Below are 23,744 nucleotides of genomic sequence, written 5' to 3'. Positions count from 1 at the left end.
GTAATCAGACGATGCACAGGCAAGAAAGATTGAACTTCCGTTGAACTAGCAAACGAGACCACCAACTTTCGAACGCCAGTTAACTTTGGCCGAGACCTTGAGATCGAAGCACCAAGCGTTTTGTTCTCTTCAGCGCGACCTTCTTCGGCAGAATCAGATCAGGGGGGCACGCTTGATCTCATCGATCATGGCACGTTCCAGCCATCAGATGGATACGACAGGATCGTCGACTACAGAACGCAGATTGGTCGCATCATCCGGGATCAGAAAGGGCACACTACCTGCTGTCATGCAGTTCGCCTGCGTCACCCTGCCGGAATGCCGCCCCACCCGAGATCAGGACAACACGGAGATCCGACAGCGCGACTTCAATTCTGTTCGTTGTCAATCTGGGACAAATGCGTGCTCTCTCCGCTCGCGACTAACGGACAGCACGCAACCGGCCATTCGAAAATCAACATCCGACCATTTGTTATTTCCGTCACGACCAGTTGCCGCCGGACCCGATGAAACCGTGAACTCAACTAGCGCAGGAAGCGCGCTTGTTTCGAAAGAAGAGGGGAAACGTGCCCTCACTATAAAAGAGGGCGTAATGCTGAACCCCGCCTATGAATTTACTTTTATCTGAACGAGGGAACGCTGGTTTGTCGCTAAACAGTCTGACGAGGCTTCAAAAGCCTTTCGGAGAAAATATATTCCGTACAGATGCCAGATTCTGCGTCACACCAAACGGCATGAACGGCGGAAAAACTCGTTTTCCCAACAAGATACGGGAAAACTGTCGCCTGCTCCCAAAGCAAATGCTCTACAAGATCTGCGATATACTCCGCCCGAAGAAAAGCCATCGTTTCTTGGCAAAAAAACCGAATGCTTCGCCAACTCAGCAAGATGCAGACTTGGAAAAGAAACGCGTCTCCGGCAAGGTGATGTGTTCATCTGCCCTACCTCTCCCTGAACGCGAGGCCCATTCCGCGCAACAACGGGTCCGCAAGATACTGGAAGACTGTTCGCCCGCCCAGAAGAACTGAGCACCGCACCTTCAGGCCGGGAACGAGCGCATATTCGGACGCCGCCCCCTGAAAGACACGCTGCTCGGTCTTAACAATCATCTTGTAGAAGGTCTCGCCCTCATCCTGTGCGAAGGTATCCGGGCTCACGCGCTGGATAACGCCGTCGATCGGCTGGAACCTGAAAGCATCCCGCGTGGCGAGGCGGATGCGGACAGGCATATGGGCCGCCACGAAGCCCACTTCCGACACGGGGAGGAGTGCTTCGATCAGCAAGCTGTCGTTCAGGGGAACGACTTCCGCCACCACTTCACCGGGGCCGATCACTGCGCCTTCGGTAAAGGTCGACAAAGCTTTAACCGTGCCATCCATGGGCGACCGGAGTACGGTTCGTTCCTTGGTATCTTCCAACTTGCTCATCCGGTTGGTCAATTCGCCGTATTGCTGGAAAACCTCCTCCAATTCGGAGCGGGCACGCTCCTCAGCAGCCGACAATATCACCTCTCGCTGGGTTTTCGCTTCTTCGAGCGCCGCCTGCGCCGTTTTGATCGCGGCCGTTGCTTGCGCGAGTTCCGCTTCCAGGCCGGTCAAGTCGCGCACCAGATTGAGGTGAAGCATCCTGCTGGTCAGATCGCTTGAGAGCAGCGAGTCCGAGATGTCGACCTGCTCGGAGACGACCTGCAATTGCCGCTCCGTGCTCTTGATCTTCGTGCGGATTTCCACGATTGCCTGTTCGCGTTGACGGACGACCTGAGCCTGAACGGCAAGATCGTTCCGCAGACGGGCCTGCCTCGAACGGAACAGGGCCTCAGTCTTCTCCGACAAGCCGCTGAAACGCTTTTTGATCTCGTCCGGGATCTCTACTTTTTCCGACTGGGTTATCTCCGCCTCAAGCCGGATATTGGCCAAACGCAATGAGGCAAGCCTGAACGAAAGTTCCGCAATATCGGCATCGCTGGCGACCGACTGTAGCTCCAGCAATGGCTCACCCCGTTCCACGTCCTGGCCTTCCGAGACGAGGATTCGCGCCACAATACCGCCTTCCAAGCTTTCGATAGACTGAACCTGTTGGGAGGGCACGACTTCGCCATCCGCGGTCGTCACCGTGTCCAGCTTTGCCGTATAGGCCCAGAAACCGAGAGCGCCGGAGAACAGGATCACGAGTGCCGTCAGCCCCTGGGCAAGCCAGCGCAGTCGAGGCAGGTCGCGGACAGGCTTCTCCTCCTCATCCCACACCTTTGCTGCCGTGTTCGTGAAAGAAGGCAATGCGTTTTCTGCGACCGTTTCGCCTTGCCGCACCGCTACGGCCGCCTTCTGGCCGCGGCGGAGTTCGATAACGTAGTCCGTGGTCCTAGCGTGGTCCGCCACCGTCGTACCAATGAAGACGAGCTTGCCGTCGCTGGCCCAATCCCGGCATTTTTTAAGTGCGTACTCCTCTACATCCCTGCTCAGCACCTCGATAGGGTCTTCGACCAGCATGATCGGCGCATCGAAATAGATCGCGCGCGCCAAGCCGATCCGCCATCTGACCTCCGCTGGCAGGCCCTCGCCCTCTGGCGACAAGGGCATGTTCAGCCCATGCGGGTGGGCCTCCACCGCCTTTCGGATTCCTGCTTTCTCCAGCGCCGCCAGGATACCCTCCCGGTCTTCATCACGAACACGCTGGAAGTTCTCCGCGAGGGTTCCCGCGACGAAAACAGGGTGGGCCGGAACGAACCCGACCTGCATGCGCCACCACTCGAAAGGCAGCGTCTCCAAGTTGACGTCATTAACAAGAACGCCGCCCTCGCTCGGACTACGCAACTTGGCGATCACATCCAGCATCGCCAATGTCGCATTTGCATCGTCGCAATACACGGCTGTGATTGAGCCCGGCTTGGCCGTGTGATTGACGTCGGTGAAATAGGGCACCGACATGTCAGACTGCCGAAGGCCAAGATTCCGAAGTTCCACGGAACGCAGGTCACCAACCAGCGAGCCCTGGCGCTGCGCTTCCTTGGGCAGATCTTTCAATTTCCCGATGACACAAAGCGCTTCCTTTGCACCGTTCGCGGCCTCAAGCGCCGCCGCGAACCGGGAAATCGGGGCCAGCGCCCGTGCCGCAAGGATGTTTACGCCGATCAGCGACCCCACATCCAATTCCCCCTTCAACGCAAGAAGAGCGCCGACGGAGATAAGGGCGACCGTTTGGACCGCCTGAAGGACGAGAGAGATATTCTGCTGTGTAGATACGCGTTGAGCGCTGATACGAGCGAGATTGACCTGATCGGCGGCGAGCTCGCGCCATGTTTCGATCAACGCGTTCGACGATACGAAGAGCCGCATCCGGCGGGCAACGGACATTGCGTGTCGCAAGCGCGTGGCCTGGATCCCCGCCTCCGCCGTCAAACGGGAAAACAACGACTGTTGCCGGCGCGCCAAAAAGACCGTCGTAAACAACATAAGAAGGGCGCCGCCCCCGGCAATCGTGCCAAGTCTGTGATCGATCAGGAAGACGATGCCGACAAATACAAAAGAAAAAGGCAAGTCCAGAAGGCTGCAGATATGTTGGGGGCCATGCCCGTACTGGATACGCGACAAGGCCTCTATCGGGTCGTTCTTCCGATCCGACTGATATCCGGCCAGTTGCCGGGGCGAGGCGAGACTGAGCAGCGACCCTATACCGGTATACAGATGCAGGTCGTGCACCGCCCCCTGGGCACGGGCCAACCGGAAACGCGTGGAACGGAGCATCAATTCGAAGAGGATCGCGATCGCCGTACCACTGACCAGCGCGAGCAACGTCGAAACCTCGCCAACGGCAAGGAAGCGATTGAAAATCTGTATGACGAAAAGCGGGGGAGCCAACGCCAACACATTGGCCAAGACCGACGCCACGACAAGGAGCAACGCGCTCCAAGGTGAAACGAACAGACGACGCAACAATTCCAGCATAAGAAATCCCGCCCGGGCTGTTTTTCGTGATCACCCGTTCAGGTCACGTGGAAATCCGTTTCGTCCAAGTCACTCGCGCTGACATTGGCCAAGGTCATCTGCAGGTCGCCGGAACCGTCGCCATCGGCATCCACCTCCAGCAAGTCCGTCGTGTCGTTGAACCGCGCGGATGAATTTCCGCCGCCTGTGAAATCGACCGTTTCCGCGCCGACAAAGCTGAAAGTGCCCGACAGCAATCCGTCCAGGAAGATCTTGTCCACGCCGGATGCGTCAAAATCCGTAATCACGTCGCCACCGCCGTTCGGCGCATCCGTCAAGGTCGCATAGCGGAACAGATCCGCCCCGGCGCCACCGGTCAATGTGTCGGCCCCCTCCCCGCCGGTCAGGGTGTTGGCGTCCGCACTCCCCAGCAGAGTGTCCTCGTACTTCGTTCCAATGGCGTTTTCGATCGAGGACAGCGTGTCCGTATCGCCATAGCCGTCGATGGCGGTCTGCGTAGCCAAGTCGACAAACACCCCGGAATCGCCCAGGAAGTCCTGACTTTCGCCGAACAGATTGAAGTCGCTCTCGAAGGAGACGGTGTCCGATCCGCCGCCGCCGGAAATTGTATCGTTCCCCGACATGCCGATGAACAGGTTGTTGTTTCCATCTCCGATCAAGGTGTCGCCCTTATAGGATCCGCGCACACTTTCGATGCTTATAAGGGTTTCAACATTGCCGAAACCGTCCGTGGCGGTGCCGGCCCCCAAGTCGACCGTCACGGCCGAGGTGCCGCCGCTAATGCCGTCCCCTGCGAAGTCAACCAAGTCACTGCCGCCACGACCGTCGAAACTGTCCAAACCACGTCGGCCAGTGAACCAATTGTCGCCGTCGTCGCCGAAGAAACTGTCGTCCGCATTGGATCCACGCAACCATTCAATATTGACTACTGTGGTTGTATATTGTCCGTCATTTGTGACCACGACCCCGGTGTCCAAATCACCGGTAATGCCACCGTTGTCGTTTGAATGTGTGAAAATCGCCCTGTCGAACCCATCCCCGCCGTCGATCATATCGTTGCCGTCGCCGGGCCGGAAATGGTCGTCACCCGAGCCACCAATGAAGGTGTCGTCCTGATTGGTTCCCATAACCTCGTCTATGTCGAAGATCGTGTCGGTAAAGGATCCACTCAGGGCAGTGACCGTCCCCAACTCCATGTCCACAAGGACGCCAGTGCCGGTGATATTATAATAAGCAACCTGGCTGTAGCCACCGCCACCGTACACCGTGTCATTCCCAAATCCTGGCGTAAAACTCTCCCAAAATTCATTATCGGAGCCGACAAAAACATCGTCGAACTGCGTCCCAATAACATCCTCAATCCCATCAAGAATATCGGTGCCACCATCCCCGTCCAATGCGGTGCCGGTGACCATGTTGACCGTGATGCCAGAAGACGCGCCGGAATAATCGACGGAATCGTATCCTTGTTCTATGCCATTCGAATCCTTCGACGTCCCGCCAATGAGCACGTCATTCCCCGCATCTCCAGTGAAGAAATCCAACCCCGCGCCCCCATCGAGTGTGTCGTCTCCGTCAGCCCCGCTCAGTTGATCGTTGCCATCCCCACCGGAAATGGTGTCGTTGCCGCCAAGCCCGTCGATGAAATCGCTATTTGGAGTGCCATTAATAACATCATCGCCTTCGGTTGCGTTGAACGTCCCGGAACCCGAAAAGCTGAAATTCGTCTCACCGAACTGCGCGATAGTGAGATTTTTGAACAACACCGTGTCGCCGAAACCTTCGTCCAACAGGACGTCGGAGCCCTGCTGTGTCATGTGAGACAAGACTTCAGCAAAACTTTCGGACTGCACGAAGACCCTGTCCTCAGAAGTGTTGAAGTCTGTAATCGTATTGGTGCCGAACAAGTTCGAGAAGAAATCACTGCCGGCGCCGCCAGTCAGCGTGTCGTTTCCGGTACCAGGATCCAGAAAATCATCTCCGCTACCGCCAACAAGTGTATCGTTCCCCGCGAAACCGCGAATTGCAGAGTTTTCGTCATCAGAGAAAATCGTATCGGCGAAGTCGGACCCATAGATATTGTCGGCGTCACTCACCGTATCAACTGTCCCGAACGTGTCCACGACAGTGCCCGTCAGGACGCCTCCCTGTGTGCTGCCTGAGAAGTTAGCAAATATCCCACCGCCCCCGCTTTCCGCCGAATAGTCCAATGTCGCCGAAAAACCCGAGCTATGAATAATCGTGTCGTTTCCTTCACCACCGACGAAGGTCACATTGAGGCCGTCAGCAATAAGAGTATCGTCGCCAGACCCGCCACTAAGTCTTGCGTTGTCTGACCCAGTGGCATCGACAATGTCGTTCCCGCCAGCACCTTCAAGGAAGTCGAAGTGGCCGCCGCCGCCGGTCACCGTGTCGGCTGAATCTGTTCCTACCACCAGTTCGGCAAAATCGCCCTGATCGACACCGGTCACTCCAGACGTCAGGTAAACGCGGCCATCCACGGAATCGTTCGGATTGAAAAAGTAACTCTGAAGACGGTTGCTCTCGAAATAGGCAACACTGTCAGCGCCTAGCCTGAAATCTTCGAGGACGACTTCCGTGCCCAAGTTGAAAGAGTTGCTAAAACTCGACAGTCCGATGGAAATATCGTCGATGCCGACCTCGTAATGAAAATCCAGGAAATTATCGTCACCGAACTCAGTGATGACGTCCTCGCCAGTATCGTCATCCGTCGCCCGAATGATGATCGTATCGTTGAATTCGCTAACGAAATAGGTGTCCGCACCCGCTCCGCCGACGAGAATATCCGTACCGGCCCCACCGAAAAGCTCGTCATTGCCGTCGCCGCCGAAGATCGTGTCATTCCCGAAGTCACCATTGATCTGATCATCGCCGCCATTCCCGAATATCGTATCGCCACCGCCTTCGCTGGTTATGAACTCGTCCGCGTCGCGCCCCACCAGGGTCTCCGACGCTGTTGTCCCAATTAACTTCGAATTGAAGAAGAAATTCAGTGCAAAGAACCGGTCGAACGACAACCCCGTCGCGTTGAAATCGGCAACGGTGAGGTTTTCCAGAAGGACAGTCGTTCCCTCATTGAAATCAACCAATAAGCCATCCAGCGTGTCCGTGAATATCGCTTCGGAGGTACTTGTGATACCCGTTACATTTGCTTCGATCGTATCGAGGTCGAATTCGAAATCCGTAATCACATAGTTCTGCCCCGGGGTTCCCAGTTCAAAGCGGTCGGCGCCGGCCCCGCCGGTCATGGTGTCGTTGCCAGAGCGCGCCTGCAGGCTGTCGTCCCCATCGCCCCCGATCAGAACGTCGTCTCCGCCTTCTCCGCGCAGGATATCGTCCCCCGCGCCGCCCTCGATCACGTCATTTCCCCCACCGCCGCGCAGAAAGTTATCTGCATCGGACCCGATAAGCGTATCGGCAAAGTCGGAGCCACGGGCGTCTTCAATATTGAACAGCGTGTCAGTGTCGCCGAACGTATCGCGGGCCTTGCCCGCACCCACGGAGACCGGGGTTAAAACCCCTCCGACTTCGACATCGACGGTCCGGGACACATTCGACAGATTGAGCGCAACCCCATCGCTGCCGCCCGTGTTGTTGTAACGCAAGCGGTCGTCGCCGCCACCGCCATCCATGGTGTCGTCGCCCTGGAGCCCGCGCAGGTCGTCACCGAGATTGCCGCCGAAGAGCTGGTCGTTGCCTTCCCCACCGAACATGTCGCTGATCGTGTCCGGCGACCCGATGATGACGTCGTCCCCGCCGAAGCCGAAGAAATAGTCGCGGTAACCGCCCCCGCCCGTCATCGTATCGGCGCCATCGGTACCGCCGATGAACTCCATATAGCCGCCTTGGTTGGTGCCGTTCCCCCCGGAGGTCACGTAGACTCGACTCGCGTCGCCCGCTTCGCTGTAGAAATCGTCGAAACGACCCGGGATCTCGACATATAGGACGCTGTCCTCACCGAGTTTCCAGTCCTTCAGCGTGATGGCGCCACCGGTATCGTTGAAGTCGTAGTTTCCGTCGACAACCCCGCCGAGCCGAAGGTCGTTACCAATGAGTTCGAAGTTCCAGTCGTAAAACATTTCCTGTGGCCCTTGGCCGTCGAAAAGGTCCTGGGTGCTGGTCGCCCGCAATTCAATAATGTCCTGGCTGGTCTCGCCTGGAGTTACCTGGATTGTGTCGAAACCGTCGCCTTCGACCCAGATATAGGTGTCCATCCCGCCGGAACTGATCAGGACGTCGTCACCGCCATTTCCTTGGATAATGTCGTTGCCGTCGCTTCCGGTAATGGTATCCACACCCGCAGTGCCGGGGGCCGGATCTGTGAAGAAGGTAAAGTTTCCGCCACCCAAATCGCCGGAAGCGACCCCTTCCAAGGTCACCGTGGCGCCGCTTGCGAAAGTCAGGACCGCATTGCCGTCAATGTCGGAAATGCCGAAATCCGCGGTCGAGCGCGCATTGTGGTCGGTTACGTCCAGGGTATCCGACGCCGTATCGAAATCCGTGATCGTGTCATTCCCGATACCTGCCGTCATGACGAAGGTGTCGGCGCCGCCGTCGCCGGTCATAACATCGTCGCCGTCGCCTCCTTCGATCGTGTCGTCACCGCTAAGGCCGATGAGGCGATCTCCTTGATCGGACCCTATGAGCACGTCATCGAAGAAAGTTCCCTGCACTTCCTCTATAGAGATCAGCGTGTCCGTATCGCCATGCGCATCCGTCGCCGTTCCGGCGGCCTGTCCATCGCGGTCGGTATCCGACAGGTTGACCACGACACCGTTGGGACCGTTGTCGCGGATGTAGCGGACCCGGTCGTGCCCGTCCCCGCCGTTCAAGATGTCATCCCCTCGCCGCCCGCTGAGGTCGTCGTTCTGATCGGCGCCAAGAAGCGTATCGTTACCATTGTCCCCGCGCAGGAAACCACGTGTTCCCATGGCAACGCTGAGTGTGTCATCTCCATCCCGGCCGAACAGGAAGTCGAGATAACCGCCCCCGCCGGTAATCGTGTCGTTGCCGGAGGTTCCGATGATGATCTCGCTGAAGTCACCTTGGTTCTCGCCTGCGGTGCCCGCAGTCAGATAGACGCGCGACGTGCCGCCGGTATTCGACCAGAAACTGTTAGTCGCGCCAGCATCTATCGAGACGAAATCGACGCTGTCCTGCCCCAACAGGAAGTCCTTCAAACGGATCGTGCCGCCCAATTCGTTGAAGTCGACTCCACCGATGACACCGCTGACGTAAAGGTCCTGCTCGTCGAAGTCGAAGGTGAAGTCGTCGAAGCTCCCCTGGATCTCGATAACGTCCCGGCCGCCGACATCGCCCGTCGCCAGGATCGTGTCGATCCCGTCACCAACGGACCAGCGATAGGTGTCGTCCCCCGCGCCCCCGATGAAGGTGTCGTCGCCGGTCGTGCTGACAAAGATATCCGCGCCACCGGTATCGGTGAAGGTCTGGCCATCCGCCGTCCGCCCGCCCAAACCGTCGGAATAGATGAAATTGACCGACGTGAGAGACGATTGAGAAATTCCGCGGATTTCCACGAAGTTTCCACCGCCGAAGTCAAGGGTCGCATCCCCCTCGAAGTCCTCGGAGAGGACGGACTGAACGCCTGAGAAATCGGTAATGCCGAGATTGCTGACGTCGATCCGGTCCAAGCCCAGGTTGAAGTCCCGAATCCTATGCTCCGCGCTTCCGGGAAGGATGACGAAAGTGTCCGCACCGCCCTGTCCGCGCAGATCGTCGATCCCGCCGACCACGGTTCCCGAAATGATCGTATCCATTCCCGAACCGCCGCGCGCACGGAAATTCGGGACCGTCCCGTCGCTTTGCAGGATGTCGTCGCCGAGATCCCCGAACAAATAGTCCCGGAAGCCGCCGCTGGCCGTCATGGTGTCGCCGGCCAGCGTTCCGATCAGCACTTCCGTATAGGGCCCCTGATCGGTTCCGGTCAGACCGCGCGTATAGAACAGCCGCGCATTTCCGCCATCATTGGAATAAAACTGGTTGAAGCCGCCCACATCGGCTTCCATATAGGCGACGCTATCGTCGCTAATGCGGGCATCCGTCAGGGTGATGTTCCCTCCGGCATCGTCGAAGTTGTAGTTTCCGTCGACGGCAATACCGACGATGAAGTCGGTATCGGTCCAGCTCCAATTGAGATCGTAATGCGTTCCTTGGATTTGGATCACGTCCTGACCGCCGGCATCGTTGGTGGCGAGAACCTGATCGAAGCCGTCGTTCAGCGACCACAGATATGTGTCGTTGCCCTCGTTGCCGATAAGCGTATCGTCGCCGCCCAATCCCTGAAGTGTGTCGTCCTCGACACCGCCGGCAAGCGTTTCGGCCGACGCGGTACCGACTAAGAAGGATCCGCCGCCGCCCGCTGCAAAAACAAAGTTGCTTGCGCTCAGTTGCGAGACATCGATCCCATTGAAATGGACACTGTCGCCCGAACCGAAATCAAGCGTGTCGCCGGTGCCGGCGGCCGCAAGTATTCCCGACAGATCGCCGAACTGCGTAAACCCGAAGTCGCTTACATCCAGTCGGTCAAAGGACGGGTTGAAGTCCTGAATGGAGTCGGCCCCGCCCCCCACTTCAAAAACGAAGGTGTCTGATCCGGCGCTGCCATCGCCACCGAAGGAGTCACCATAGAGTTGGTCATCTCCAGTGCCGCCGGTGATCGTGTCGTCGCCATCGTCGCCACGCAGATCATCCGCGCCGCCCCCACCTTCGAGGATATCGTTACCCGCACCCGCCCGGATCGTGTTCTCAACAGAAGAACCGATGAGCGTATCCCCAAACAGGGATCCATGCAGGTTTTCGATGCTCGTGAGTGTGTCGGTATCTCCATGGCTATCGGTCGCCGTGTCCGCGGCGACCCCATCCCGCTCTACGGAAGAGAGGTTCACGAAGACCCCTGAAGACCCGTTGTCACGGTCGTAGCGCAGAAGGTCCGTCCCGTCTGCGCCATCGAAAACGTCATTCCCTGCACGTCCGATGAAACGATCGTCGCCGGCCGACCCGAAGAAGAAATCATCGAACTCCGTGCCGCGGAATTCGTCCAGTGCCGCCAGGTTCAAGAAGGTGTCCGTGTCGCCGAAAGCGTCCAATGCGGTCATTGCCGCGACGTCGACGGTCGAGGTATCCGGCAGCGTCACCGTCTGTACGGTGTCGGAAAGGTTGATGATCACACCGACACCGTCGCCGTTCTGATCGCTTTCCGCCTCGTAGCCGATGCGCTCGAACCCGACGCCGCCGACGAAAGTGTCATTTCCTTCCATGCCACGCAGGAGGACGAATGGATTTTCATCAAGGAAGTTCAGTTCGAACCGGTCGTCACCTGATGTGCCGAAGAATCCTAGGCCACCGTTGAACAGATCCGGTTGTTCCAGGTTGATCAACGTATCGACAGCGTCCGTCACCCCATTCTCGTTGAGGTCTTTCCTGACGATGCCGGTCGTTAAACCGTTCACCGAAGAAATTTCGACATCCACGGACGCAACGGTGGTGCTTGGCCCCAGGCTATCGCTTCCGTAGTTTAAGATGAGGAAGCTTACGTCGAGATCGGAAAAGTCGACCGTATCGAACCCGGCGCTTCCAAAAACGACACTGTCAGGGTTTGAGCTATTCGTCTGCGGCGAGAAATAGTCGTTGCCGGCAGTGCCATCGAACTGTTCGCCGTTGGTATCGCCGACGAAAACCGTCGGAAGGACGAAGTTCGCGGCCGTCAACTGGGACGCGTCGACATTCTGAAGTTGGATCGTGTCGCCGTTGCCGAAATCCAGGGTGTCGCCTGTTCCCGCCGCCGCGAGAATTCCGCTCAAATCCGAGAATTGCTGGATTCCGAAACCGCTGACGCTCAGTCGATCAACAGAAAGGTTGAAATCGAATATGGTGTCGGTACCGCTGCCAAACTTGAACCCAAAGATGTCAGCCCCGCTCGAGCCGAGGTTATCGAACGTATCGCCCCTGAGGAAATCGTCACCGGCTCCACTCAAAATAACATCGTCGCCCGCTTGTCCCGACGCGGTACCATCGCCGCCGACAATCAGAAGATCCGCAGTCTCTGTACCCTCAATATTCTCAATGTTTATCAGCGTATCTGTGAAAGCGCCGGTCCGCTCTTGTGCGATCCCACGACCCAAGTCGATAGTGACCCCATTGGTGATATCACTGAAGTCATAACTCGCTCTATCGTGTCCGGCTCCGCCGTCAATCGTGTCATTTCCAAAGAAGCTGCGGAAAGCGTTGTCGTCGGCATTCCCAAAAAGCTGATCGTCAAAGTCGGTGCTGTTTATGGATTCGATATTCGTCAGCGTATCCGTGAAGGAGCTCGTCCCATCGGTGACGGTCCCTGTAGCAAAACCGCCGATAATTCCCGAATCCCGGTTTCGATAACTGATCTGATCGAAGTCGTCACCGCCATCGATCACATCACTTCCGAACCCAGATTGGATGAAATCGGAACCACCACCAGCGGTTATGGTGTCATTGCCACTTCCACCGTCGATGAAATCATCGCCGTCGCCGGCCACGATGGTGTCGTTGCCGCCATCGCCACGTAGGCTGTCGTTGCCGCCACCGCCTTCGATATTGTCATCGCCGCCTCGGCCGCGGATCGTCTCGTCGCCGGTGGAGCCGAAGAACGTGTCGCCCTGCTCGGTCCCGCGCACTTCCTCGATGGATATCAGCGTGTCGGTATCGCCGTGGCTGTCGGTCGCCGTCCCGGCGGCCTGTCCGTTCCGCTCAACGCTTGAGAGGTTGACCGTAACCGCTCCGCTGCCCTGATCGCGGTCATAGCGCATGCGGTCGAAGCCGTCCCCACCATCGATGAAATCGTCACCCTGGCGGCCGCGGAAATCGTCGTTCTGATCCGCGCCCAGCAATGTGTCATTGCCGTCGTCGCCAGATAGGAAGCCACGCGTGCCGTTCGAGACGCTGATCGTATCGTCACCGTCCTGCCCGAAAATGAAGTCAAGATGTCCACCGCCGCCGGTAATGACGTCGTCGGCGCTGGTCCCGATCAAAACCTCGGTGAAATCGCCCTGGTCTTCGCCGACAAGGCCGGCGGTCAGATAGAAGCGTGAATTGCCGCCGGCGCTGGACCAGAAGGAATTATTGTCTCCCGTATCGATTTCGACATAGTCGACGCTGTCCTGACCAAGGCGGAAGTCCTTGACCCGGATGACGCCCCCCGCATCGATATAACTGGCGCCTGGATTCAGCACACCGCCGATGTAGAAGTCCGTTTCGTCCCAATCAAAGTCTACGTCGTAAAATGACCCCTGGATTTCAACAACATCGCGCCCCCCGTTGTCTCCGGTCGCCAGGATCGTGTCGAAGCCGTCCCCGATGGACCAGCGATAGACGTCATTGCCGGTACCGCCGATAAAGGTGTCATCACCTGTCGTGCTGATAAACGTGTCAGCGCCGCCCGTATCGGTAAAGGTCTGACCGTCGGCCGTTCGTCCGCCGGAACCGTCGGAATAGATAAAGTTCGCGGACTGCAGTTGGGATGCGGATACATTGCGGACCTCAGCACGGTCGCCTCCACCGAATTCCAGAATCGCATCGCCGTCGCCGTCATTGGACAAGATCGCCTGGACGCCTGAAAAATCAGTGATCCCGAAATTGCTGACATCGATGCGGTCGAAATCCATTTCGAAATCGGTGATCTCGTCATCGCCGGTGCCGATGTCAAAGACAAACGTATCGGCGTTGAAACTGCCCCCTTGAAGATTGTCCCGGTCCGCGCTGGTCGAGGCGACGATGGTATCCATCCCCGAACCGCCCCGAGCGCGAAAGGCTTGCGTCGTCCCGTCGCTCTGAATGATGTCGTCGCCAGTGTCCCCATACGCGAAGTCAAGATAGCCGCCGCTCGCCGTCATGACGTCGTCGCCCGAGGTCCCCAAAATCACCTCGGTAATGGCGCCCTGATCGGTGCCGGTAACGCCGCTCGTAAACGTCAGGCGGGAATTGCCGCCGTCGTTCGACCAGAAACTGTTTAGAGACGTATTCGCTTCGATGAACGCGAAGCTATCGTTGCTGATCCGCGCATCCTTCAGGATCAACGCGCCGCCAAGATTGAAGTCGAAGCTGGAATCGCTGGTTACCCCGACAATGAAGTCGGTAACCGTCCAGTCGAAGGTCAGGCTGTATTCCGACCCCAGTATCTGAATGACGTCCTGGCCGCCCGCATCCCCATCGGATCGGATTTCGTCGAAACCGTCATTCGCGGCCCAGATGTATACGTCATCGCCGGCTCCGCCGATCAGGACATCGTTTCCGCCATTGCCCTGGATCGTATCCGCGCCGTCGCCACCGACGAAGGTCTCCGAAAGCGACCCGCCGGTCATGGTATCGTCGAAGGCGGAACCGACATATACGTCGAATCCTTCGGCCGTATCGGTTCCACCGAAACCCGTGATCGTCGCCAGTTCGGGATCGACGGTATCGACCTGGATATCGACCGCCGACCCGGCGTTCTCATAGCTCAGCGTATCGACATCCGCATCGTCGCCATCGACATCGGCATTGGTTCCCGCGATGAAACTGTCGGTGCCGCCGCCCGCGACAATGGTGTCGCTGCCAAGACCGCCTTGTACTATGTCGTCACCGCCGCCATCGTCGATGGTATCGTTGTCGGCGCCGCCGTCGATATCGTCGTTCCCAAGGCCGCCGCTTAGGATATCATCCCCCGCGGCGCCGGAGATCGTGTCATTTCCGGATGCGCCGCTGAGAGTGTTGGCGTTGGCATCGCCCGTCAGTGTCTGTCCCGATGCGGCTGAGACGACGATATCGAAACTGTCCGAGATCGTTTGCAGGGGGTCGCCGAACACGGCGGCAGTGACGATGACGGTTGCAAGGCCGATTGTACCGATAGCCGGCGTTCCGCTGATCACACCTGAATTCTGGTCGATGGTCAGGCCGCTCGGCAGCCCGGTCGCGGAGAAAACCAACGTATCGGATGCGTCGACATCCTCAAAATTGCCCGACACATCGAGCGAGAAAAATGTCCCCTCGGTCGCCGTGTCGTCTGCAATTGCTGCCGTCAAGGTCGGCGCGTCATTCGTTCCTGTGACCGTGACGACGACCGACTGCGTTTCCGTGCCGTCAGACGAGGTGACCGTGAAACTATCGGTCAGCGTCTCGCCGCCTGCCAACGCCTGCACCGCCGGGTTCACGTTATCCAGGTCGTAAGTCCAGTTGCCTGCGGCATCGATTGAGAAGCTGCCGAAACTGCCTGTCTGGCCCGCAATTGGCTGAACCGTCGATTGGCCGGCATCCGCGTCCGCGATGGTCAGCGTGCCGGTGGCCTGAAGGGTCGTATCCTCTGCGACGTCGCCGGTGGTCGTACCGCCGAAGACCGGTACGTCATTCGCGCCAGTGATCGTCACCGTGACCGTTTCCGTCGCCGTGCCATCGGCGGAGGTAACCGTGAAGCTGTCCGTTACCTGCTGGCCGTCCGTCAGGGCTTGAACCGAGGCCGACCCGTTGTCGAGGTCATAGGTCCAGTTCCCCGCCGCATCGACGCTGAAACTACCGAAGGTCCCGGCCTGCCCCGCGATCGGTTGAACTGTCGATTGACCCGTATCCGCATCCGTGATGGTCAGCGTGCCTGTGGTCTGAAGAGTCGTGTCCTCGGTAACAGCGCCGGCGGTGGTGCCGCCGAATGCCGGCACATCGTTCGTACCGGTGATCGTCACCGTCACGGTTTCCGTCGCCGCGCCATCGGCGGAGGTAACCGTGAAGCTGTCCGTGACCTGTTGACCGTCCGTCAGCGCCTGGACGGAGGCCGACCCGTTGTCGAGGTCATAGGTCCAGTTCCCCGCCGCATCGACGCTGAAACTACCGAAGGTCCCGGCCTGGCCTGCGATCGGTTGGACCGCCGATTGACCCGTATCCGCATCCGCGATGGTCAGCGTGCCTGTGGTCTGAAGAGTCGTGTCCTCGGTAACAGCGCCGGCGGTGGTGCCGCCGAATGCCGGCACATCGTTCGTACCGGTGATCGTCACCGTCACGGTTTCCGTCGCCGTGCCATCCGCGGAGGTGACCGTGAAACTGTCCGTGACCTGCTGACCGTTCGTCAGCGCCTGGACCGAGGCCGAGCCGTTGTCCAAATCATAGGTCCAGTTCCCCGCCGCATCGACGCTGAAGCTGCCGAAGGTCCCGGCCTGGCCCGCGATCGGCTGGACCGTCGATTGACCCGCATCCGCATCCGCGATGGTCAGTGTGCCGGTCGTTTGCAACGTGGTGTCTTCCGTGACGTCGCCGCTGGCGGTACCGCCGAATACCGGTACGTCATTCGTGCCGGTGATCGTCACTGTGACCGTTTCCGTCGCCGTGCCATCGGCGGAGGTCACCGTGAAACTGTCGGTGACCTGCTGACCGTCCGTCAGGGCCTGAACCGAGGCCGACCCGTTGTCCAGATCATAGGTCCAACTGCCGGCGGCATCGACACTGAAACTGCCGAAGGTCCCGGCCTGGCCCACGATAGGCTGGATCGTCGATTGACCTCCATCCGCATCCGCGATGGTCAACGTACCGGTGGCCTGAAGGGTCGTATCCTCTGTGACGTCGCCGCTGGCGGTACCGCCGAATACCGGTACGTCATTCGTGCCGGTGATCGTCACTGTGACCGTTTCCGTCGCCGTGCCATCGGCGGAGGTCACCGTGAAACTGTCGGTGACCTGCTGACCGTCCGTCAGGGCCTGAACCGAGGCCGACCCGTTGTCCAGATCATAGGTCCAACTGCCGGCGGCATCGACACTGAAACTGCCGAAGGTCCCGGCCTGGCCCACGATAGGCTGGATCGTCGATTGACCTCCATCCGCATCCGCGATGGTCAACGTACCGGTGGCCTGAAGGGTCGTATCCTCTGTGACGTCGCCGCTGGCGGTACCGCCGAATACCGGTACGTCATTCGTGCCGGTGATCGTCACTGTGACGGTTTCCGTAGCCGCGCCATCGACGGAGGTCACAGTGAAGCTATCAGTCACCTGCTGACCGTCGGTCAGGGCCTGAACCGGAGCCGCGCCGTTGTCCAGATCGTAGGTCCAGTTGCCCGATGCATCGACACTGAAACTGCCGAAGGTACCGGCCTGGCCTGCAATCGGATGAACCGTCGACTGCCCCGCATCCGCGTCCGCGATGGTCAGCGTGCCGGTGGCCTGAAGAGTCGTATCCTCTGTGACATCGCCGGCGGTCGTACCGCCGAATATCGGCACATCGTTCGTGCCGGTGATCGTTACCGTCACTGTTTCCGTCGCCGTGCCATCAGCAGACGTGACCGTGAAACTGTCGGTTACTTGTTGACCGTCGGTCAGGGCCTGAACCGAGGCTGCGCCATTGTCGAGGTCATAGATCCAGTTGCCTGCCGCATCCACACTGAAGCTGCCGAAGGTCCCGACCTGGCTCGCAATCGGTTGAATCGTTGTCTCACCTGCATCCGCGTCAGCAATGGTTAGCGTGCCTGTGGTCTGAAGAGTCGTGTCTTCGGTAACGGCGCCGGTGGTCGTGCCGCCAAAGACCGGCACGTCGTTCGTGCCGGTGATCGTGACCGTCACCGTTTCCGTCGTCGTGCCATCGGCGGAAGTGACGGTGAAACTGTCCGTTACCTGCTGACCGTCGGTCAGGTCCTGAACCGAGGCTGCGCCATTGTCGAGGTCATAGGTCCAGTTGCCCGATGCATCGACACTGAAGCTGCCGAAGGTCCCGGCCTGGCCCGCAATCGGCTGGATTAAACTCTCGCCGATATCCGTATCGGCGATGGTCAACGTACCGGTGGCCTGAAGGGTCGTCTCCTCGGTAACAGCACCGCTCGTCGTACCGCCGAAGACGGGCACATCGTTCGTGCCGGTGATCGTCACCGTGACAGTTTCCGTTGCCGTGCCATCGGCGGAGGTCACCGTGAAACTGTCAGTGACCTGCTGACCGACCGTCAACGCCTGAACCGAAGCTGCGCCGTTGTCCAGATCGTAGGTCCAGTTGCCTGCCGCATTGATCGAGAAACTGCCGAAACTGCCTGCCTGATCCGTGATCGGCTGGATTGTCGTTTCGCCGGAATCTGGATCCGTAACGCTCAATGCGCCGGACGTCGTTAGCGACCCATCTTCATTGACCGCCCCGGAAACGGCGCCGGAGATCGATGCCGGGTCGTTAACGGCATTGACCGTGACCGCGATGGTGTCACTTGACGAGTTCGTCGCGCCACCGTTCGCCTCCAGCGACGTCGCGGTTACCGTCAAGGAAAAGTCAGAATTCGAGTCCGCAGGCGGGCGGATAGTCAGGCCGGAAAGTTCGGCTGCCTGCAGCAACCAAACGCCGCCGCCGGTGTCCGATCCCGCCGACAACTGCGCCCCGGATGGAACTCCACTTACCTCAACGGTAAGCGTTTCGGAGCCATCGGTATCCACAAGACTGGCGTTAATCGTGAGGGCGATGTCGGTATCTTCATCCCCCGATGCCGCCGACACAATCAACACGGGGATGCTCGCCTCGGCATCCGGCTCGAAATTGAAACTGCTGTCGTCGAGGCTCGCCGCGGTTATTCCGATTAAAGTCGCCGAGGCTCCGCCGCCGAAGTCGAGCAGCGCGTTCCCGAACCCATCGTCCGTGATGCTGAAGTCGGACGTGCTGTTGAAGCCATACGCCTGAAGATCGATAACATCCGTTCCAAGGGCGAAGTTAGATACGGTATCGACGCCGGAGCCGGGTCCGAAAACGAAAGTGTCCGTCCCCGAACCGCCATCCAGGCTGTCATCGCCGCTGCCGCCGATAAGCAGGTCACTGCCATCGCCGCCGATCAGTGTGTCCGCGCCCTCACCGCCGGAAAGCGTATCGTTCCCGATGAAACCGTCCAACGTATCGTCGCCGCCAAGGCCGGTGATCTGATCGTCGCCGGTGCCGCCTTCTATGGCGTCGTTCCCTGAGGTTCCGGTGAGAACCTGCGGTCCCGCGCCGCTGACGAATATGTCGAATACATCAGAGACCGCCGCATTGCTCTCATCCGTCGCGGTAACGGCAACCGTCGCGATGCCAACTGCCGTATTCGCCGGCGTCCCGGAGATCACGCCGGAAACAGGATCGATGGACAGCCCGTCAGGTAGCCCCGATGCAGAGAAGGTAAGGCTGTCGCCCAAATCCACGTCAGCGAAATTGCCAGAAACATCCGCTGTGAAGAGCGACGCCTCCGTCGCAGACTGGTCACTGATCTGGGATGTCAATTCGGGAGAATCGTTGCCCCCGGCTATCGTTACCGTGACTGTCTGGGATGCCGTTCCATCGGCAGAAAAGACAGTGAAACTGTCTGTGACCTGCTGAGTGTCCGACAGGGCCTGCACGGAGCTACAAGCGTTGTCGAGGTCGTATGTCCATTTCCCTGCGACGTCGACGCTGAAACTCCCGAACGTGCCTTGCTGACCGGTGACTGGCGTAAAGGCTGCCTCGCCCGCATCCACGTCGGAAACGGTCAACGTACCCGTGGCCTGCAAGACCGTGTCTTCGGAAACATTCCCGGTCGTGTCTCCGCCGAGGATTGGCGCGTCATTCGTGCCCGTGACCGTGACCGTTACGGTTTCCGTCGCCGTGCCATCGGCGGATGTGACGGTGAAGCTGTCCGTTACCTGCTGACCGTCGGTCAGGGCCTGAACCGAGGCTGCGTCATTGTCCAGGTCGTAGGTCCAGTTGCCCGATGCATCGACACTGAAACTGCCGAAGGTACCGGCCTGGCCCGCAATCGGTTGAACCGTCAATTGACCCGCATCCGCATCCGCGATGGTCAGTGTGCCGGTCGTTTGCAACGTGGTGTCTTCCGTGACGTCGCCGCTGGCGGTACCGCCGAATACCGGTACGTCATTCGTGCCGGTGATCGTCACTGTGACCGTTTCCGTCGCCGTGCCATCGGCGGAGGTCACCGTGAAACTGTCGGTGACCTGCTGACCGTCCGTCAGGGCCTGAACCGAGGCCGACCCGTTGTCCAGATCATAGGTCCAACTGCCGGCGGCATCGACACTGAAACTGCCGAAGGTCCCGGCCTGGCCCACGATAGGCTGGATCGTCGATTGACCTCCATCCGCATCCGCGATGGTCAACGTACCGGTGGCCTGAAGGGTCGTATCCTCTGTGACGTCGCCGCTGGCGGTACCGCCGAATACCGGTACGTCATTCGTGCCGGTGATCGTCACTGTGACGGTTTCCGTAGCCGCGCCATCGACGGAGGTCACAGTGAAGCTATCAGTCACCTGCTGACCGTCGGTCAGGGCCTGAACCGGAGCCGCCCCGTTGTCCAGATCGTAGGTCCAGTTACCCGCTACATCGACACTGAAACTGCCGAAGGTACCGGCCTGGCCTGCAATCGGATGAACCGTCGACTGCCCCGCATCCGCGTCCGCGATGGTCAGCGTGCCGGTGGTCTGAAGAGTCGTGTCTTCGGTAACAGCGCCGGTGGTCGTGCCGCCAAAGACTGGCACGTCGTTCGTGCCGGTGATCGTGACCGTCACCGTTTCCGTCGTCGTGCCATCGGCGGAAGTGACGGTGAAACTGTCCGTTACCTGCTGACCGTCGGTCAGGGCCTGAACCGAAGCCGACCCATTGTCCAGATCGTAGGTCCAGTTACCCGCCACATCGACACTGAAGCTGCCGAAGGTACCGGCCTGGCCTGCAATCGGTTGAACCGTCGACTGACCTGCATCCGCGTCCGCGATGGCCAGCGTGCCGGTGGCCTGAAGAGTCGTATCCTCTGTGACATCGCCGGCGGTCGTCCCGCTGAAGACCGGCACGTCGTTCGTGCCGGTGATCGTGACCGTCACCGTTTCCGTCGTCGTGCCATCGGCGGAAGTGACGGTGAAACTGTCCGTTACCTGCTGACCGTCGGTCAGGGCCTGAACCGAGGCTGCGCCATTGTCGAGGTCATAGGTCCAGTCGCCCGATGCATCGACACTGAAGCTGCCGAAGGTCCCGGCCTGGCCCGCAATCGGCTGGATTAAACTCTCGCCGATATCCGTATCGGCGATGGTCAACGTACCGGTGGCCTGAAGGGTCGTCTCCTCGGTAACAGCACCGCTCGTCGTACCGCCGAAGACGGGCACATCGTTCGTGCCGGTGATCGCCACCGTGACAGTTTCCGTTGCCGTGCCATCGGCGGAGGTCACCGTGAAACTGTCAGTGACCTGCTGACCGACCGTCAACGCCTGAACCGAAGCTGCGCCGTTGTCCAGATCGTAGGTCCAGTTGCCTGCCACATCGACACTGAAGCTGCCGAACGTTCCGGCCTGGCCTGCAATCGGTTGAACCGTCGATTGACCTGCATCTGCGTCCGCTATGGTCAGTGTGCCGGTCGTTTGCAGTGTGGTGTCTTCGGTAACGTCGCCGTTCGTCGTACCACCGAAGACGGGCACATCGTTCGTGCCGGTGATCGTCACCGTGACGGATTCCGTTGCCGTGCCATCGGCGGAAGTCACCGTGAAACTGTCGGTGACCTGCTGACCAACCGTCAACGCCTGAACCGAGGCCGAACCGTTGTCCAAGTCGTAGGTCCAGACACCCGACGCGTCGACCGAGAAACTGCCGAAGGCACCGGCTTGATTCGTGATCGGCTGGAAAGCGGATTGGCCGGCATCCGCATCCACAACCGTCAACGTGCCTGTCGCCTGCTGTGCCGATCCTTCCGTCAAATCATCGGTTGCCACGCCCCCCAGGACCGGCACGTCGTTCGTACCAGTGATCGTCACGGTAACCGTCTGGGTCGCCGAACCGTCCGCGGATGTCACCTCAAAACTGTCGGTCTGCGTTTCGCCAGCCGCGAGGGCCTGCACAGCTGGCGCAGCGCTGTCCAGGTCGTAGGTCCAATTCCCTACGGCATCGACCGAGAAACTGCCGAACGTTCCCGCTTGATCCGTGATCGGCTGAACCGTGGATTCGCCCACATCCTGATCGAAGATGGTCAAGGTCCCGTTGACCTGTGCCGCAGCATCTTCCGAAACGGCGCCGGACGTCGTACCGCCAAAGACAGCGACGTCATTCGCATCCGTAACTTCGACGGTCCGAACCCAGATATTGCTGAGGCCCCCTTCATCAACGCCTTGGATCTGAATTGTATGAGACGTTTGGGCTTCCGCATCCAAAGGAGACGCGACACGTATCACGCCTGTATCGCCGTCTATACTGAAACGGCCGTCCGCGTCATCGACCAGCGAAAAGACGTGAGAATCGCCTACGTCGGGGTCCTCCACCGTGGCAGCACCAACTACATCACCAACGGCGGACGCTTCCGAAACGGTGAAACTTCCCTCGGCAATGTCTGCCGGCTGATCGTTCGTGCCTTGAATAGTCAGCACAACGTCCTGTGTGGCGGATCCGTTCGCGGAAGAGACGGTGAAGATAGTGGTCTCGGTTTGACCGGCAGCGAGCGACTGCACGTCGCTCGAACCGTTGTCGAGGGTGAATGTCCAATTTCCGTCACCGTCGATCTCAAAACTGCCGAACGAGTTCGATTGCGTCCCGGCGGCAAAAGATGGCTGACCGAGAACAGCGCCTGAAAAAACCAGCGATCCCCCAACACTGAGCAAACCGTCCTCAACCGTCGTGCCCGTCGAAAGTCCGGTGATTGGGTCCGGCGCCGGGGGAGGCGCCACTGAAGCCGGGATCACCGGAACGGTCGTGTCTACAGGCGCCGAAACGATCGGTGTAATTGTCCCTCCGGGGTTTCCTCCCGGTGTGCCAATTTGCGTCCCCGACGGTGCGGTCAAGGGCGCTAAATTGGCAAGAGCGACAACCGGGGTAAAGGACAATGGGGGGCCCGATTGGAGGTTTTGTACAGTTTGCTCCGAAACTTCCGCCTCGGCTTCGACAGCATTGTCATCCGATGCGCTTGGCTCCCCAAACACCGGAGCGTCGCCGAGATCGATTTCCTCGCCGAAAGCGGCAATGGCGGGGCCCGTGTTCTCACCCGAGGCCAGCCCCAGTTCTTCGCCCTCACCCTCTTCAACAGCCAAATCGTCCGGCGCCCCGTCATCAAGGGCTTCTATAGGTTCAGGGCCCAGTTCCGGTTCTGGTACCGGGTCTGCTTCCAACAGATCGACAGCCGCTGTGTCCTGCAAGCTCTGCTCGACCGGAGCTTGACCGCTATCGGTCGAGCCATCTCCATCGGTTTGATCCGGGGCCCCGTCACCGTCGCCACCACCCCCACCGCCTTCACCGCCATCGCCAGGGCTATCACCCGTACCGTCGGAGTCCTCACCAGAATCATTTTCCCGACTGGATTCGATGAACTCTTCAATGGCCGAAATCGCCGTCGTCAGAATACCTTCAACGCCCTGAACAATGGTGCGAATCTGCTCCAATGAGAACACACGTTCTTGAGGAGGGCTGTTGCTGAACTGCACCGATACACCGTTCAGGGGTTCGGTTAGAACACTGGTCCCGGCTTGCGTGGTGACAGTAAATTCACCGACGACAACAGTCCCATCGGGGCCAGGCTGGTCGGGTAGCAGAATAAAGAAATTGTCCCCCCCTTCCCCGCGAATTTGAACAAGGCCACTCGTTCCGCGCACACCAATCGTTGCAACAGGTGTCTCGATTTCCATCGCGCCATCGCCTGACTTCGCGATATCGCCGGAACCAAAAGAAAAAAGCCCCCGAACAAGTTCGAGGGACATCGAGTCGCCACCGCCACCGGGCTGATAAACGAATTCGTTGACGGTAACTTCGCCATTCTCGGTCAAGCCAATCTGGCTGCCATCTGCGAAGGTAACTTTTATCTGGCCGGTCGCCGACGTTTGGAGAAGA

General features: G+C 59.2%; 2 protein-coding genes. Both read right to left on the bottom strand.

The window, feature by feature from the left end:
* Positions 1 to 941 precede the first annotated feature (941 nt).
* Positions 942 to 3,941 (bottom strand): HlyD family type I secretion periplasmic adaptor subunit, encoded by a 3,000-nt coding sequence (locus tag ACQK2G_RS05705; protein ID WP_425404061.1) that lies wholly within the window; start codon positions 3,939 to 3,941, stop codon positions 942 to 944.
* Positions 3,942 to 3,979: 38 nt separating this feature from the next.
* Complete coding sequence (locus ACQK2G_RS05700; RefSeq protein WP_425404060.1) at positions 3,980 to 23,614, bottom strand: VCBS domain-containing protein; 19,635 nt, start codon at positions 23,612 to 23,614, stop codon at positions 3,980 to 3,982.
* Positions 23,615 to 23,744 lie beyond the last annotated feature (130 nt).

Source organism: Hwanghaeella sp. (assembly GCF_965227365.1).
GTDB lineage: Bacteria > Pseudomonadota > Alphaproteobacteria > UBA8366 > Aestuariispiraceae > Hwanghaeella.
This window is presented reverse-complemented; position numbering and strand designations above follow the sequence as displayed.

Bases quoted from the DNA above. Each gene is read 5' to 3' on its own strand.
- ACQK2G_RS05705 (WP_425404061.1), bottom strand. From the start codon at position 3,941: ATGCTGGAATTGTTGCGTCGTCTGTTCGTTTCACCTTGGAGCGCGTTG.
- ACQK2G_RS05700 (WP_425404060.1), bottom strand. From the start codon at position 23,614: ATGTCCCTCGAACTTGTTCGGGGGCTTTTTTCTTTTGGTTCCGGCGAT.